The sequence below is a fragment of the Streptomyces sp. NPDC053493 genome (assembly GCF_044544825.1).
GTDB lineage: Bacteria > Actinomycetota > Actinomycetes > Streptomycetales > Streptomycetaceae > Streptomyces.
The window spans coordinates 840,103-855,827 of record NZ_JBITXS010000002.1; the positions used below are offsets into that span (position 1 = coordinate 840,103).

Sequence of the window (15,725 nt, forward strand, 5' to 3'; positions counted from 1 at the left end):
CCTCGCACGACACCGTGCCGACCCGTCGGACGTTGGTCGGGCGCCGTGAGTCGCGGGCCAGTTAACTCCTTCGCGCGCCCGGCGCGCCAGCGGCATGACGGAACTTCAGGCGTCCGTGTGGTCCGGGCCTGATGCGGTATGCAGTCCCCATGACTCATGAGACACAGGAACCCCTCGTCGCCGGGCTGCTGCTCGCCGCGGGCGGCGGGCGGCGCCTCGGCGGCCGCCCGAAGGCCCTGCTCCCGCACCGCGGCCGGCCGCTGGTCGAGCACGCCGTGCGGGTGCTGCGGGAGGGCGGCTGCGAGGTGGTGCACGTGGTGCTGGGCGCGGCGGCCGAGCGGGTGCGGGCGGAGGCGAGCCTGCCGGGCTGCGTGCTGGTGGACAACCCGGACTGGGCGGAGGGCATGGGCTCCTCGCTGCGGGCGGGTCTCGCCTCGCTGCGGGCGGAGGCGCTGCCGGTGGACGCGGCGCTGGTGTCGCTGGTGGACCAGCCGGGGATCGGGCCGGCGGCGGTGGCCCGGGTCCGGGCCGCGTACCGCTCGCGCGAGGCGCTCGCGGCGGCCTCGTACGACGGGGAGCGGGGCCATCCTGTGCTGTTCGGGGCGGACCGCTGGGCGGGGATCGCGGCGGCCGCGCTCGGGGACCAGGGTGCGCGCGCGTATCTGCGGGAGCACCGGGGTGCGATCACGCTCGTGGACTGTTCGGATGTGGCCGAGCCGTACGACATCGACACCGAGGCGGACCTGGTGCACCTGGAGTGAAGACGGTGGCACCCAGCGCCACGTTGTGTCGACCCGAAGAATCTCGACATCAACAAACCATTGAACTTCCACCATGAGGAAACTAGTATCCACTGTTCAGAAGCGCCGGAACCTTTGTGACGGCGCTCCCGGCCGTATCCCGGCGCCTGTGGCACTGCGTGCCACACGACGACGCCCGGCGGCCGGCAGGCACCGCCCGTGAAGTCCGCTGAAGGAAGTGACAGTTCATGTCCGCACCAGCGCCGTCCTCCCTGGTCGTCGTCGAAGCCGAGCCCCTGCCGCGCCAGGAGGAGGTGCTCACCGACGCGGCCCTCGCCTTCGTGGCCGAACTGCACCGCCGGTTCACCCCGCGCCGCGACGAGCTGCTCGCCCGCCGGGCCGAGCGCCGCGCCGAGATCGCCCGTACGTCCACCCTGGACTTCCTGCCCGAGACCGCGGCCGTCCGCGCCGACGACTCCTGGAAGGTCGCGCCCGCCCCGGCGGCCCTGAACGACCGGCGCGTGGAGATCACCGGCCCGACCGACCGCAAGATGACGATCAACGCGCTGAACTCCGGCGCGAAGGTCTGGCTCGCGGACTTCGAGGACGCCTCGGCGCCCACCTGGGAGAACGTGGTCCTCGGTCAGGTCAACCTGATCGACGCCTACACGCGGAACATCGACTTCACGGACCCGAAGTCGGGCAAGTCGTACGCCCTGAAGCCGGCCGAGCAGCTCGCCACGGTCGTCATGCGCCCGCGCGGCTGGCACCTGGAGGAACGTCACCTGACCGTCGAGGGCCGCCCGGTTCCCGGCGCGCTCGTCGACTTCGGCCTCTACTTCTTCCACAACGCCCAGCGTCTGATCGACCTCGGCAAGGGCCCGTACTTCTACCTCCCGAAGACCGAGTCGCACCTGGAGGCCCGCCTCTGGAACGACATCTTCGTCTTCGCCCAGGACTACGTCGGCATCCCGCAGGGCACCGTCCGCGCCACGGTCCTCATCGAGACCATCACGGCCGCGTACGAGATGGAGGAGATCCTCTACGAACTGCGCGACCACGCCGCCGGGTTGAACGCCGGCCGCTGGGACTACCTGTTCTCCATCGTCAAGAACTTCCGTGACGGCGGCGCCAAGTTCGTCCTGCCGGACCGCAACGCGGTCACGATGACGGCCCCGTTCATGCGCGCGTACACCGAACTCCTCGTCCGCACCTGCCACAAGCGCGGCGCGCACGCGATCGGCGGCATGGCGGCCTTCATCCCGTCCCGCAAGGACGCCGAGGTCAACAAGGTCGCGTTCGAGAAGGTCAAGGCCGACAAGGACCGCGAGGCCGGCGACGGCTTCGACGGCTCCTGGGTCGCCCACCCGGACCTGGTGCCGATCGCCATGGCCTCCTTCGACGCGGTCCTCGGCGACAGGCCGAACCAGAAGGACCGGCTGCGCGAGGACGTGCACGTCGCGGGCCCCGAGCTGATCGACATCGCCTCCCTCGACGCCCAGCCCACCTACGAGGGCCTGCGCAACGCGGTCCAGGTCGGCATCCGTTACATCGAGGCCTGGCTCCGCGGCCTCGGCGCCGTCGCCATCTTCAACCTGATGGAGGACGCGGCCACCGCCGAGATCTCGCGCTCGCAGATCTGGCAGTGGATCAACGCGGGCGTCGAGTTCGAGCACGACGGCGAGACCGTGAAGGCCACGCCCGAGCTCGCCCGCGCCGTGGCCGCCGAGGAGCTGGCCGCGATCCGCGAGGAGATCGGCGAGGAGGCCTTCGCGGCCGGGAAGTGGCAGCAGGCGCACGACCTCCTGCTGCACGTCTCCCTGGACGCCGACTACGCGGACTTCCTGACCCTCCCCGCGTACGACCAGCTGGTCGGCTGACCGCACAGCGGCCGAACAGCTCGCCCGACGAGGCCCCGCCCCCGGTGTTCGCACAGCACCGGGGGCGGGGCCGTTTGCTGTTCGCGGCCTTATTCGATCCATGGCGTTTCACAAGTTCCGTAGCGCAACCGAAATATGCAGCTACCTAGCGGTAACAAGCCACGGCGTGCGAGATTCCGCCATGCCACCGGCCGGCGGCCTGCCCCCACGTCCCCGCGTACACCGTCTCGTACGCACACCGCAGGAGCACAGCCATGCCTTCGTACCGCCACCGCGCGCTGCGCGGACTGCTCCCCCTGTGCCTGGCCGCCGGACTCGTCTCGCTGGCCCCCTCCCCCGCCGTCGCCTCCCCCGGCTCCGGCCCCACCGCCGTCGTCTCCCTGGGCGACAGCTACATCTCCGGAGAGGCCGGCCGCTGGCAGGGCAACAGCCTCACCACCACCGGCAGCCGCAACGGCACCGACCGGGCCTGGACCGGCAGCGTCTACGACCCGAGCCGGGTCTACGGCACCACGGAGGCCAACGGCTGCCACCGCTCGGACTCGGCGGAGGTCAGGAGCGCGGGCGGCATCGCCACCGAGCTGATCAACCTCGCCTGCTCCGGCGCGACCACGCAGAACGTCTTCCGCGCCTCGCGCGGCGGCGTGGCGTTCAAGGGCGAGGCACCGCAGGCCGACCAGCTCGCGGCCGTGGCCGCGAGCAAGGACGTGAAGCTGATCGCGCTGTCGATCGGCGGCAACGACCTCGGCTTCGCCGACATCATCAGCACCTGCGCGACGGACTACATCGTCTGGTACTCCTACTGCCACGACGACCAGCAGGCCGTCGTCGACGCGAAGATCGACGGCGTGATGGCGAACGTCGGCAAGGCCGTCGACGAGGTCCGCGCGGTGATGTCCTCGGCCGGCTACGCGGCCTCCGACTACCGGATCGTGCTCCAGTCGTATCCCTCGCCCATCCCCCGCTCCGCCGAGAACCGTTACGGCGAGAGCGGCTGGAGCCGTACGAACACGGGCGGCTGCCCCTTCTGGAACGCCGACTCCGACTGGGCCCGCGACTCGCTCGTGCCGCAGATCGCCGACCGGCTGAAGGCGGTGGCGGCGGCGAAGGGCACGCAGTTCATGGATCTGCGCGACATGCTGCAGGGCCGCGAGGTGTGCGCCAAGACCAGCAAGCTCGTCAGCTCGACGGTCCCGGCGTCGGCCACGAGCAGCGAGTGGGCCCGCTGGATCGACCAGAACGAGACCCAGGGCCCGCTCCAGGAGGACATGCACCCGAACTACTACGGCCAGCAGGCCCTCGGCCGCTGTCTCGCCCTGGTCAACGCGCGGCCGACCGGCAACGTCAGCTGCAAGAACACGGCGGGCACGGGCGCCTCGGGGATGTACCTCACGGCGACGAACTGAACCGGAGGAGCGGGTCGGACCGGACCGGCGGCTGCCCTGGCGGTCCGGGCGGTCCGGCTCGCTCGGCCGGTCACGGCCGTCCGGGCGGTTGCGGTCCGGGCGGTCCGGCTCGCTCAGCTGGTCCGGGCGGTCCGGATGGCCCGCCCGGACCGATGGCCCCGCCCGGTCCGGAGGGCACGGCCGGTCACGGCAGGTTGATGCCGAGCGGGCCGAGGATCCGTTCCGTCTCCTGCGGATCGGCGGCCGCCATCGCGGCGACCAGGGCGGCCGAGCCGCCGGGCCAGCCGGCCGCCGCCGCGTCGAAGGCGCTACGGCGGGACTCCAGCGGGCCCTTCTTGCCGGGCAGCCCGTCGAGCACCCGCAGGGCCCGGGCCGAACGCGGCACGAGGTCCGGGTCCACCGGCTCGCCGCGGGCCCGGAGCGCCTCCTCCGCCCGGGCGCCGGCCACCGGGTCGGTGAGGGCCCCGCGCAGGGCCTCGGCGGGCGCGGCCGACCAGTCCAGGAGGCCGAGCAGCCCGCGGCAGGCGGCGGCCTCGAAGCTGCCGCCGTAGGCGGTGCCGGCGTGGACCGCGCCGGGCGCGGCGAGCAGCCGGCCCCAGGCCTCGTCGCCGTCACCGTGCGCGCGCAGCCACTCGGCGAGCACCCGGGCGGCGACGGCCGGCGGCCAGCCCTGGGCGGCGGCCACCAGCGACGGCGCGTCCCAGGCCGCCGTGTCGGCGGCGTCGGGCACGGCGACCCCGCGGACCGCGAGGAGGTAGCGGACCACGGCGCAGCCGCGCGGCGTGAGTCCGAAGGCGTCGCCGTGGCGGAAGACCAGGGCGGTGGCGGCGAGCCGGTCGACGACGGCGGCGAGTTCGCGGGCGGGTTTGTCGAGCCGGGCCCGGTCGGCGTCGCCGATGCCGGGCGCGCCGAGCAGCCGGGCGAGTTCGGCGGCGGTCGGCGTGGTGTAGCCGGGCGGGGCGGGCGGCGGTACGCGCACGGGCGCGTCCTCCAGGGCCGGGTCGACCGTCCAGTCCTCGAACTCGGCGGCCCGGCGGGCGACGGACTCGGCCGAGCAGCCGCGCTGGTAGAGGGTGTAGAGGAGGTGGGCGGCCTCGCCTCCGTACGGCCCCTGCTCGGCGAGTTCGTCGACGACGGCGGCCAGCAGGTCGGCGTCCCGTTCCGCCTCGTCCTCGGCCGCCTCCGTCTCGGGCGGGGGCAGCGGGACGGAGGCGTCCCCGTAGTAGTCGAGGTGTTCGTCGAGCAGCGCGTCGGCGAGGACGAGATGCGGCAGGTCGTCCGGGCCGGGCGCCAGGTGCGCGTACGCGCCGGCGAGTCCCTCGGCGAGGCCGGCGGCGGTCCACCGGTCGAGCAGCGCGGCGGCGACGGTGCCGATGCCCTGCGCGACGTCGTGGTCGCTCAGGACCGGTCCGGCGGCCGGCCGCTGCTCGGCGTCGCGTACGTACGCCCTGGTCAGGGCCTCGGCGAGGAGCAGGTCGGCGACGGCGGTGCGGCCCACCAGGTCGGCTCGCCGCATCCCGTCGGGCACCGGCGGTCCGTCGAGGCGGGCGAGCCAGGCCCGTACGGCGGCGGGGTCGTCGGGGTCGGTGCCGTCGGCCCGCAGCAGCCGGGCGTACCAGCGGGGCCAGGTGAGGTTTCCGGGGTCCGCCATGGCCTGCTCGAAGTCGCGGGTGGCCTCCCCGATCGCCTCCTCGACGCGGGCCCGCCGTTCCCCGTCGCCGCAACGGCCGGCCAGCGCACGCAGCACCGCCGGGTACAGCTCCAGCTCCTCCGGCGCCGCCCACACGAAGGCGGGCAGGTCCTCCAGGAGCAGTCGGCGCGCCAGGCCCGGTGTCGGCTCCGGCGTCCCGGTCCTCCGGTCCGCCCCGCGCAACGCCAGCAGACTGAGCACGGCGTCCACGGCCCTGACCGCTCCCGGCCCCCTGAACTCGGGGCTTTCCGCCAGGAACGTCTCAAGACCGGTGTTGGTGAGCACGATCTCGGCCACGCTTCCCAGCGTAGTTCGGGGCGGTGAAGTACGCCGGGTCAGCGGCGGAGGTCAGACGGTCACCACGGTGCACGGCGCGGAGAAGTCGCCCCAGGTGCCGTCGGGGAGCCGGGCGCGGAGGGTGAGGGCGTAGGGGACGCCGGGCGTGGCGGGGACGGTGAGGGTGTAGGTGACCGGGCCGGGCGGTGGTTCGGCGCCCCAGACGATGGTGGTGGCGAAGGTGCCGTTGAGGTAGAGCTGGTGCTCCTTGACGGGTGTGGCGCCGGTGCGGGGCGGTGTCCAGGTGAGGGTGACCGAGCCTCTGGCGGCCTTGGCGGAGACGGCGGTGGGGGCGGTGGCGGGGCGGGCGCCGGGGGCGTTCGGGGTGGTGAGGGCGGCGGGGCCGCTGTCCGGGGAGGAGTTCTCGGCGGCGTCGCGGGCGCGGACGGTGAAGGAGTAGGCGGTGGCGGGGCGCAGGCCGGTGACGCGGGCGGTGGTGGCGGTGCCGGGGACGGTGTGGACGCGGGCTCCGGACTGGTAGACGTCGTAGGCGGTGACGCGGGTGTCGTCGCGGGCCGGGCGCCAGCTGAGGGTGGCGGCGTCGGGGCCGGCGGGCGCGGCGCGCAGGGCGGTGGGGCGGGTCGGCGGCGTGTGGTCCTCGGCGGTGGCGGCGGGTGTGGTGGCCGTGACGGCGGCGCTGTCCGGGGAGACGTTGCCGGCGGCGTCGCGGGCGCGGACGGTGAAGGTGTGGGCGGTGGCGGGGCCGAGGCCGGTGACGTCGGTCATGAGGGTGCCGGCGGGGAGATCCTTCACCGGGTGGCCGTGGCGGTAGACGGTGTAGCCGGTGACGGCCCGGTCGTCGGTGGCGGCGCTCCACATGACGTGGACGCTGGTGGCGCTGCCGGCGAGGGCGGTGACGCCGGTGGGCGGGGTGGGTGCGCGGGTGTCCCTGGCGGCTTCGGCGGTGCCGGAGCAGGCGGTGAGGACGAGGGCGGCGGCGGATAACAGGGCTGCGGCGAGAGGGCGTTGCACGGGGGTGCCTCCGTCCGGCCGGGATCCGGTGAAAGGTCCAGACCTATATGACACAGCGGGCCGGCCGGCGGCAAGAGGGCGACGGGAGGGTCGTTGTCAGTGGCGTGCGCTTCACTGATTTCATCACTCTCCGTAGTCGATATTGGGGGAATCGTGACGGACCGTACGACATATGTGTCACTGGCCGGGCTGCGTGGACGCGGCTGGACCGACGCCATGGTCAGCGAGTTGCTCGGCCAGGCCGACGTCCAGGGCCGCGACCCGAGGCGCTGGTCGCTCGCGCCGGTGCGGCTGTATCTCCTCGCGCGGGTCGAGGCGGTGGAGCGCAGCCCGGAGTTCGGCGCCTCGGCGGGCGCGGCCGCGGGACGGGTCGCCGCCGAGCGCCGCCGGCGCGCCGTGCTCGCCGCGATCCGGGCCGAACCGATCGACGTGCCCCGCCTCCCGTCCGCCGAGCTGGAGCGCCGCGCCGTCCGTCATCGGCACCTCCTCGGCGCCCGCGGACCGGGCGGCGTCGCCGCCGGCGCGATGGTGCGCTGGCAGGTGGGCTATCTCCGGCACGCCCTCTCCCGGTACGAGACCCTCCTCGACGCCCTGCACGGCGACACCGGCCGCGCCGAGGCCGAACGCCTCCTGCGTCACCGCCTGTACGAGGCGATCGCGGCGGCCTATCCGCACCTGGCCCACGAGTGCCGGCGGCGGATGGCGGTGGAGCGGTGAGCGGGCGTCACTCCGCCGCGCCCAGCAGGCGGGCCACCCGGCGGCAGGCCGCCGGGACGGGAGCGATGACGGGTACGGCGAGGCGGCTGCGCAGGGCCTCGGCCGCCTGCGCGAGCGGGCCGCCGCCGATGACGACGGCCTCGGCGCCGTCCCGCCGCACACAGGCGCGGGCGGCGGCCATGAGGGCGGCGAGCTGTGCCTCGGGACGGGCGGCGAGCTGCTCGGGAGCGCCGAGCGTGAAGCGGGCGCCGGTGTACCGGGCGGCGAGTCCGAGGCGCTCCACGTGGGCGGCGATCTCCTCGCCCAGCCGCGGCGTGGTGGTGGCGATCCCGAACCGCCGTCCGCCGTCCGCGGCCTCGAGCAGCGCGGCTTCACCGATCCCGACGACGGGCAGGGAGGAGGCGACACTCGCGCCGACGCGGCGCACGGGCGACGCACCGAGCGCGGGCACGACACCAGGCGCGGGCAACTCACCAAGTGCGGGCACGACACCAGGCGCGAGCGACGCACCAGGCGCGGGCGGCGCGCCGGGCGCGAATCCGCCGTACGGGGCGGCTCCGCCCGGCGCCGGCGGCACGGACGCGTCGGTTGCGTCGGGCGCGTCGGTCAGGTCGGTCGCGCCGGGCGTGAGCCACGCCCGCAGTTCCGGCAGGCCGGGGTCGCCGAACGCCGCGACGACGACGGCCGCGCAGTCGCCCGTCGCCAGGGCCTGCCGGGCGGCGGCCACGACGTGGGGGGCCGCGGCCCGCAGTGCGGCCGGGTCGGTGAGCATCGGCGGGCCGTGGGCGACGGTCACGCCCCGGACGCGCAGACCGGAGCCGGCCAGCGCGCGGCGGGCGGCCGTCGTCATCATGCGGGTCGTCGCCGTGGAGGTGTTGGGGTTGACGAGCACCACCGCCCCGGGGGCCGGGGCGGTGGTGGGAGGACGGTGCGGCAGCGGACGGTTCAGTGGACGTGCGCCGCCTTCGCCGCGCGGGTGTCGGAGATCTCCTCGCCCGGTTCCATCGGTGCGGTCACGGTGTCCTCGTCCCGGCCCCGGCCCAGGTGGTTGAAGACCACGTTCAGCAGGACGGCCGCGACGCAGCCGGTCGAGATGCCCGAGTCCAGGATGATCTGCGCCGTCTCGGGGAAGGCGTGGTAGAACTCCGGCTTGGTGATCGGGATGATGCCGACCGCCAGCGAGACGGCCACGATCAGCACGTTGTTGTCCTTCTCCAGGCCGGCCTTGACCAGGGTCTGGATGCCGCTGGCGGCGACCGAGCCGAAGAGGACGACGCCCGCGCCGCCGAGGACCGGCCGCGGCACGACCGAGATCAGCGAGGCGGCCACCGGCGAGAGGCCCATCAGGACCAGGAAGCCGCCGCCGCAGGCGACCACGAAGCGGCTGCGGATTCGGGTCATGGCCACGAGCCCGATGTTCTGGGCGAAGGCGCTGCACATGAAGCCGTTGAAGAGCGGGCTGAGCGCGGAGCCGAGGGTGTCGGCGCGCAGTCCGGCCGCGATGGTCTTCTCGTCGGCGGGCCGCTCGACGATCTCGCCGAGCGCCAGCATGTCGGCGGTCGACTCGGTCATCGAGACCAGCATGACCACGCACATGGAGATGATCGCGGCGACGGCGAACTGCGGCGCGCCGAAGTGGAACGGCGTCGGGAAGCCGACGATGTCGGCCTCCTTCACCGGGCTGAAGTCTGCCACGCCGAACGGGATCGCGATCAGCGTGCCGAGGACGAGACCGACCAGGACGGCGACCTGCTTGAGGAAGCCGCGGGTGAAGCGGCGCAGCAGCAGCACGATCGCGAGCGTGATGCCGGCCAGCGACAGATAGGTCGTCGAGCCGTAGTCGGCGACCTTCGGGTTGGGTCCTTGGGCCCAGCCGAAGGCGACCGGCAGCAGCGAGACGCCGATGAGGGTGATGACGGAGCCGGTCACGACCGGCGGGAAGAACCGCACGAGGCGGGAGAACCAGGGGGCGGCTATGAAGCCGAGGAGTCCGGCGACGATGATCGCGCCGAAGATGACGGGAAGGGCGTCGGCCTTGTCCTTCGTCGTGTCGACGATGGCCAGCATGGGCGCGACGCCGGCGAAGGTGACGCCGTTGACGAACGGCAGCCGGGCGCCGATCTTCCAGACGCCGAGGGTCTGGAGGAAGGTGGCGAGCCCCGCGGTGAAGAGGCTGGCACCGGTGAGGAACGTCAGTTCGGTGCCGGAGAGGCCCACGGCCGCTCCGACGATCAGCGGCGGGGCGACGACTCCCGCGTACATGGCGGCCACGTGCTGCAGGCCGCTGGTGAGCATCTTGAGTGGGGGCAGGGTCTCGTCCACCGGATGTGTGGTCCGGTCTTCGTCGGGGATAGAGCCTGCTTCTGGTGCATTGCGAACCTGGGGCTTGGCGGCCACGGCGGTTCCTCCGGTCGGTTACACGTCGGCGGCGACGAGGGGTTCAAGGAGGTGGTGCGATGCGATGCGAGGTGCAGGAGGTGCGGCTCGGTGCGAGGGCCGTACAGGGGATGGTGCGGGGCGCCGGAGGAAGGGGTGCGGCGCGGGGACGGGGCGTCCGGTGGGGGAAGCTGACGCGGGTTCACCGTCCCGGGGGGTGCGGTACGACATGCGGTACGCACCCCCCGGACCGGCTGCCGCGGACCCCGCTCGGGTCCGCGGCGACCGACCGAGGGCCGTCCCCCTCGGTCGGACTCCTTGGGGAGGATCAGGCCTGGGCCGCGATGCGGGCCAGGCGCTGGGCCTCCGTGCGCGCGTCGCGCGCGATCTGGTCCTCGTCGGCGGTGAGCAGTCGGTTGTTCTCGACGATCTGCTTGCCGTTGACGAAGGAGGCGGTGACCGGGGCCGCGGCGCCGAAGACGATGGCGGTGACCGGGTCGGCGATCGACGAGTGGCCGAGGCCGTCGATCTTCCAGAGCACGAAGTCGGCGAGCTTGCCCGGCTCGAGCGAGCCGATGCTGTCGGCGCGGCCGAGGACCTGCGCACCGCCGAAGGTGCCGAGGCGCAGGGCCTGGCGGGCGTTGAGCGCGGCCTCGCGGTGGGCACCGAGGCGGTTGATGAGCAGCGCGTTGCGCAGCTCGGTGTGCAGCTCGCCGGACTCGTTGGAGGCGGTGCCGTCGACGCCGAGGCCGACCGGCACGCCCGCCTTCAGCATGTCCGGTACGCGGGCGATGCCGGCGGCGAGGCGCGCGTTGGAGGAGGGGCAGTGCGCCACACCGGTCTTGGTGCGGGCGAAGGCCTCGATGTCGGAGTCGTTCATGTGGACGCAGTGCGCCATCCACACGTCCTCACCGAGGAAGCCGGTGGACTCGAAGTAGTCGGTCGGGCCCATGCCGAACAGCTCGTGGCAGAACTTCTCCTCCTCCACGGTCTCCGAGCCGTGGGTGTGCATCCGCACGCCGAGCCGGCGGCCGAGGGCGGCGCCCTCGCGCAGCAGCTCGGTGGAGATGGAGAAGGGCGAACACGGGGCGACGGCGACCTGGGTCATCGCGTCGAAGGAGGCGTCGTGGTACTTCTTCACCGTCTCCTCGGTCGCGCTGAGCGCGCCCTCGGTGGTCTCGACGGCGAAGTCCGGCGGCAGGCCGCCGTCCTTCTCGCTGCGGTCCATGGAGCCGCGGGCGAGGGTGAAGCGGACGCCCATGTCGCTGGCGGCACCGATGATGGCGCCGGACAGGTCGCCCGAGCCCTGCGGGTAGACGTAGTGGTGGTCCATCGCGGTGGTCACACCACCGCGGGCCATCATGGCGAGGGAGCCCTGGGCGGCGGCCCGGACCATCTGCTCGTCGATCCGCGCCCACGTCGGGTAGAGCGCGACCAGCCAGTTGAAGAGGTTGTGGTCGGTCGCGAGGCCCCGGGTGATCCACTGGTAGAAGTGGTGGTGGGTGTTGATCAGACCCGGCGTGATCAGATGGCCGGTGGCGTCGATCCGCCGTACGACGTTCTCGAGGCCCTCGGGGGCCTTGCCGGCACCGATGGACTCGATCTTGTTGTCGGCGACGACGAGGTAGCCGGTGGCGTACTCGGTGTCGTTCGCGTCCACGGTCGCGATCGCCGCGTTCTCGATGACGATGCGCTGGGCTGCCGAAGGTGCTGCCATGGCGGTGCTTCCTTCATTCCAAGGGGGATTGGTGGGCACGGCAGGACCCTAGGAGGATTTGAGTGCCGGCGCCGTGTGACGGCTCCGGGTGCCGAGATGATGGAAGAACAGGTTCAGCAGGACGGCGACGAGCGCGCCGGCGCTGATGCCGGAGCCGAGCACGGTCTGCGCCCAGGCGGGGAATCCGGCGTAGAAGGTGGGAGCGGCGAGCGGGATGATGCCCGCTCCGAGCGCGACGGCCACCAGGATGATGTTGGAGCTGTCGTCGAGGCCCGCTTCGGACAGGGTACGGATGCCGCTGACGGCGATCGAGCCGAAGAGGACGATGCCCGCGCCGCCGAGGACCGGCATGGGGACCATCGAGACGACCGCGCCGAGCACCGGGAAGGCGCCGAGGACCAGGAGGGCGCAGCCGGCGACGGCGACCACGTAGCGGCTGCGGACCCGGGTCAGCGAGACGACGCCGACGTTCTGGGCGAAGGCCGAGGTGGGGAAGCCGCCGAAGACGGGGCCGAGGAGGGTGGCGATGCCGTCGGTGCGCAGGCCGCGGGTGATGGTCTTCCCGTCGCTGCGCCGCTCGCAGATCTCGCCGAGGGCGAGCATGCCGGCGCTGGACTCGGTCATCAGGACCAGCATCACGATGCACAGGGAGAGGATCGCGGCGGGCTGGAACTCGGGAGCGCCGAAGGCGAAGGGCGCGGGCAGCGCGGCGACCGGCGCCTCGCGCAGGGCGGTGAAGTCCGCCATGCCGAAGGGGATCGCGGCGAGCGTGCCGATGAGGAGGCCGAGGAGCAGGGCGATCTGCTTGACGAAGCCCTTGCCGAAGCGCTGGAAGAGCAGGATGACGACGAGGGTGAAGGCGGCGAGGGCCAGGTACTTCATGGCGCCGAAGTCGGCCGCGTTCCGGTTGCCGCCCTGGGCCCAGCCGACGGGGACGGGCATCAGGGTGACGCCGATCAGGGTGATGACGACGCCGGTGACGAGCGGCGGGAAGAACCGCAGGAGCCGCCCGAAGAAGGGGCCGACGGCCAGGCAGAAGACGCCGGCGACCATGACCGCGCCGTAGATGGCGGGCAGTTGGTGGCCGGGGGCGCTGGTCTCGGCGATGGCGAGCATGGGCGCGATGCCGGCGGAGGAGGCGGCGTTGACGAACGGCAGCCGGTTTCCGGCGAAGCGGCCGATGCCGAGGGTCTGCAGGATGGTGGCGCAGCCGGCGATCAGCAGGCTGGCGGCGATCAGCCGGGTCATTCCGGCGGCGTCCAGGCCGACGGCCTGGCCGATGATGAGCGGAGGGGTGACGACGCCTGCGTACATGGCGGCGATGTGCTGGAGTGCCGCGGGGACGAGCCGCGAGGCGGGGAGCTTTTCGTCCACCGGGTGGCAGTCGGCCGTGGCCGGGGCGGTGGTGGACGACGGGGTGGGACACGGGCCTTCGGCGGTTGCCGGCCCCTTTGCGGGCTGTGCCATGGAAGTTCCCTCCGGTCTGGTGGGGCCCCCGCCCGGCTGCGGGGCGGGCGGGGGGCCACTCAGTGCCGCTTAGAGGTTGGTCATGTCGACCGGGATCTGCGCCGTGGCGCCGTCACGAAGGACGGTGGCCTCGATGAGGCCGTACATGCGGTCGGCGGCGTAGTAGACCTCGTTGTCGTTCTTCAGACCGAAGGGCTCGAGGTCGACCAGGAAGTGGTGCTTGTTCGGGAGCGAGAAGCGCACCTCGTCGATCTCCGCGCGGTGGTTGATGATCCGCGTGGCCATCTGGTACAGCGTCTGCTGCAGCGAGTACGAGTACGTCTCGGCGAAGGCCTCGAGCATGTGCTTCTTGGTCTGCTCGTAGGACCGCTCCCAGTTCGGCATGCGCTGCTCGTCGTCGGTCCAGTTGAACCGCCAGCGGCCCGACACCTGGGTGGCGAGGATCCGGTCGTACGCCTCCTGCAGGGTGGTGTACTGGTCCTTGATGTAGCCCCAGAACTCCGAATTGGTGGAGTTCATGACGACGAGGTCCTTGAGGCCGGAGATGACCTCCCACTTCTCGCCGTCGTAGGTGATCTGGCTGACGCGGGTCTCCTGGCCCTTGCGGACGAAGGAGTGGTTGACCTCGTCCGAGCCGATGAACTTGGAGTTGGCGTCGGAGCTGGCGATCCGCTCCCAGGCGTACTCCTCGATCCGGATCCGGGCCCGCTTGATGGGCTCCTGGCTCGTCACGAAGTGGCGGGCGAGGTGGATGCCGAACTGCTCGGCGGACTCGATGCCGTACTCCTTGGCGAACGCGAAGACGGTGTTCTTCGTCGTGTCGGTGGGGAGGCAGTTGGCGTTGGAGCCGGTGAGGTGGACGTCGTCGAGGTCACCGGACAGGGCGACGGAGACGTTCAGGTCCTTGATGTGGTGCGTGCCGCCGTCGCGCGTGATCTTGACGACGCGGTTCTCTGCTTTGCCGTACTGGTTCTGGCCGAGAATCGTGGGCATGTCTGCTAGCTCCCTCGGTAAACGGAGTAGCCGAACGGGTTGAGCAGCAGCGGTACGTGGTAGTGCTCGCCCGGCACGACGGCGAACGTGATCGCCACCTCCGGGAAGAACACACCGGTCGCACCACTGTCCCGATTCGCGGGGGCGTCCTGCTGCGCCTCGGCTTGCTTGTTCTGCTTGCTCAGGAAGTACGCCTCGGTCCGGAAGTCCAGGCGTACGTGGGTCGTGCCCTCCGGCAGGGCCGGGAGGTCCTTGCAGCGCCCGTCCGCGTCGGTGGCGGAGCCGCCCAGGGCGGTCCACTCGGCGTCGGAGCCGGCGCGGGCCGCGAGGGTGATGGCCACGCCCTCGGCCGGCCGGCCGATGCTGGTGTCCAGGATGTGGGTGGACACCGAGGCGGTGGTGTCGGTGCTCATGCGTTCTCTTCCTCGGTCTCGACGAGACGGGTCAGACGGATGCGGTTGATCTTGCCCAGTTCGGTGCGGACGATCTCCCGCTCCTGCTCGGGCGAGTTCTCGATCCGCTCGCGGACGGCGTCGCGCATCTGCTCGCCGGTCTTGCCGGTGGCGCAGATGAGGAAGACATGACCGAACTTGTCCTGGTAGGCCAGGTTGAGTTCGAGCATCTCGGACTTGAGCTCCGCGGAGGCGCCGGCCATCCCGCTCTGCTCGCGGGAGGAGGTCGGGTCCCCTGCCTTCGGACGACCGATCGGCGGGTGGCCCGCCATCGCCTCGGCCAGGTCCTCGGCGGTCAGCTCGGCCATGGCGGCGTCGCTGGCGAGGAAGAGGGCTTCGGCGGTGGCGTACGGGCGCTGGGCGACGATCTTGCTCCCCCACGCCAAACTCGAGCACACCTCGTGGAGTGCGGCGAGGGCGTCGCCCTCCGCCGAGGTGTTGAACCGGGCGAGGCCCGGTGTCGTACCTGAAGTCACGGGAAGCCTCCGTGGCTGTTTTTCGCTGTGCGTCGGACGGGCTGCGGATAGCTAACGCCCTCCGCAACACCACGTCAACACTTTGTTGAAAAGTCGGCCACACAAAAGCCGCCGTCCCGACATCTGGACGACGGCTTCCGGTGCAGTGGTGATCAACTAGCTGTTCTTGGGGGCCTTTTCCCTGTTCAGGGCGGTTTCCCTGTTGAGGTAGTTGTACACGGTGAAGCGGCTGACCCCAAGCGCTCCGGCCACCGTCTCCACTCCATGGCGCACCGAGAAGGCACCCCGTGCCTCCAGGACCCGCACCACTTCCTGCTTGCTCTTGCGGTCGAGCTCCGCGAGCGGCATCCCGTGCCGCCTTTCCATCGCGGCCAGGATGTGGTCCAGGGAATCGGACAGCTGCGGCAGCCGCACCGCCAGCACGTCCTCGCCCTCCCAGGCGAGGACGACGTCGTCGGTGCCCGCCTGCTCCGGGCCGAGCAGCTCGGCCCCCATCGCGTCGA

General features: G+C 72.3%; 14 protein-coding genes. 4 read left to right on the forward strand and 10 right to left on the reverse strand.

Features of this window, described 5'->3' with window-relative positions; all coding sequences use genetic code 11:
* Positions 1-149: 149 nt before the first annotated feature.
* The 3 genes from ACIGO8_RS09565 to ACIGO8_RS09575 all read left to right on the forward strand — a co-directional run bounded on the left by ACIGO8_RS09565 (position 150) and on the right by ACIGO8_RS09575 (position 4,026).
* Positions 150-761: an NTP transferase domain-containing protein gene (locus ACIGO8_RS09565; RefSeq protein ID WP_399726440.1), complete on the forward strand. Its 612-nt coding sequence runs from the start codon at positions 150-152 to the stop codon at positions 759-761.
* A 227-nt stretch (positions 762-988) separates the two neighbouring features.
* Positions 989-2,620: a malate synthase A gene (gene aceB, locus ACIGO8_RS09570; protein WP_399726443.1), complete on the forward strand. Its 1,632-nt coding sequence runs from the start codon at positions 989-991 to the stop codon at positions 2,618-2,620.
* A gap of 254 nt (positions 2,621-2,874) precedes the next feature.
* On the forward strand, positions 2,875-4,026 hold the full coding sequence (locus ACIGO8_RS09575; protein WP_399726446.1) for a GDSL-type esterase/lipase family protein: 1,152 nt from the start codon (positions 2,875-2,877) through the stop codon (positions 4,024-4,026).
* Positions 4,027-4,210: 184 nt separating this feature from the next.
* On the opposite strand, the gene ACIGO8_RS09580 is transcribed toward ACIGO8_RS09575, so the two are convergent.
* Positions 4,211-6,013, reverse strand: coding sequence for a hypothetical protein (locus ACIGO8_RS09580; protein ID WP_399726449.1), 1,803 nt, complete (start codon positions 6,011-6,013; stop codon positions 4,211-4,213).
* Between the two features lie 51 nt (positions 6,014-6,064).
* Positions 6,065-7,024: a fibronectin type III domain-containing protein gene (locus ACIGO8_RS09585; protein WP_399726452.1), complete on the reverse strand. Its 960-nt coding sequence runs from the start codon at positions 7,022-7,024 to the stop codon at positions 6,065-6,067.
* A gap of 216 nt (positions 7,025-7,240) precedes the next feature.
* Here ACIGO8_RS09585 and ACIGO8_RS09590 point away from each other — a divergent pair, with 216 nt between their 5' ends.
* Positions 7,241-7,741, forward strand: coding sequence for a hypothetical protein (locus tag ACIGO8_RS09590; RefSeq protein ID WP_399726455.1), 501 nt, complete (start codon positions 7,241-7,243; stop codon positions 7,739-7,741).
* A gap of 7 nt (positions 7,742-7,748) precedes the next feature.
* Here ACIGO8_RS09590 and ACIGO8_RS09595 read toward each other — a convergent pair whose 3' ends face one another.
* From ACIGO8_RS09595 to ACIGO8_RS09630, 8 genes are all read right to left on the reverse strand, one after another.
* Positions 7,749-8,633, reverse strand: a complete 885-nt coding sequence (locus ACIGO8_RS09595; protein WP_399726457.1) for an aspartate/glutamate racemase family protein — start codon at positions 8,631-8,633, stop codon at positions 7,749-7,751.
* A 53-nt stretch (positions 8,634-8,686) separates the two neighbouring features.
* Positions 8,687-10,036 carry a nucleobase:cation symporter-2 family protein gene (locus ACIGO8_RS09600; RefSeq protein ID WP_399726827.1) on the reverse strand — a complete coding sequence of 450 codons (1,350 nt, stop codon included), beginning with the start codon at positions 10,034-10,036 and terminating at the stop codon, positions 8,687-8,689.
* 409 nt (positions 10,037-10,445) lie between these two features.
* The gene (locus ACIGO8_RS09605) at positions 10,446-11,834 is read right to left on the reverse strand and encodes an 8-oxoguanine deaminase (protein ID WP_399726460.1); all 1,389 of its coding nucleotides are present in this window, start codon (positions 11,832-11,834) and stop codon (positions 10,446-10,448) included.
* A gap of 48 nt (positions 11,835-11,882) precedes the next feature.
* On the reverse strand, positions 11,883-13,301 hold the full coding sequence (locus ACIGO8_RS09610) for a nucleobase:cation symporter-2 family protein (RefSeq protein ID WP_399726463.1): 1,419 nt from the start codon (positions 13,299-13,301) through the stop codon (positions 11,883-11,885).
* Between the two features lie 69 nt (positions 13,302-13,370).
* Complete coding sequence (pucL, locus tag ACIGO8_RS09615; protein ID WP_399726466.1) at positions 13,371-14,294, reverse strand: factor-independent urate hydroxylase; 924 nt, start codon at positions 14,292-14,294, stop codon at positions 13,371-13,373.
* Positions 14,295-14,299: 5 nt separating this feature from the next.
* A complete protein-coding gene (uraH, locus tag ACIGO8_RS09620; protein WP_399726470.1) occupies positions 14,300-14,707 on the reverse strand; it encodes a hydroxyisourate hydrolase in 408 nt (135 codons plus the stop codon).
* The gene (gene uraD / locus ACIGO8_RS09625; RefSeq protein WP_399726473.1) at positions 14,704-15,222 is read right to left on the reverse strand and encodes a 2-oxo-4-hydroxy-4-carboxy-5-ureidoimidazoline decarboxylase; all 519 of its coding nucleotides are present in this window, start codon (positions 15,220-15,222) and stop codon (positions 14,704-14,706) included. The genes uraH and uraD overlap by 4 nt, the downstream gene beginning before the upstream one ends.
* 156 nt (positions 15,223-15,378) lie before the next feature.
* Positions 15,379-15,717, reverse strand: a complete 339-nt coding sequence (locus ACIGO8_RS09630) for a helix-turn-helix domain-containing protein (RefSeq protein WP_399726830.1) — start codon at positions 15,715-15,717, stop codon at positions 15,379-15,381.
* Between the last annotated feature and the right edge of the window lie 8 nt (positions 15,718-15,725).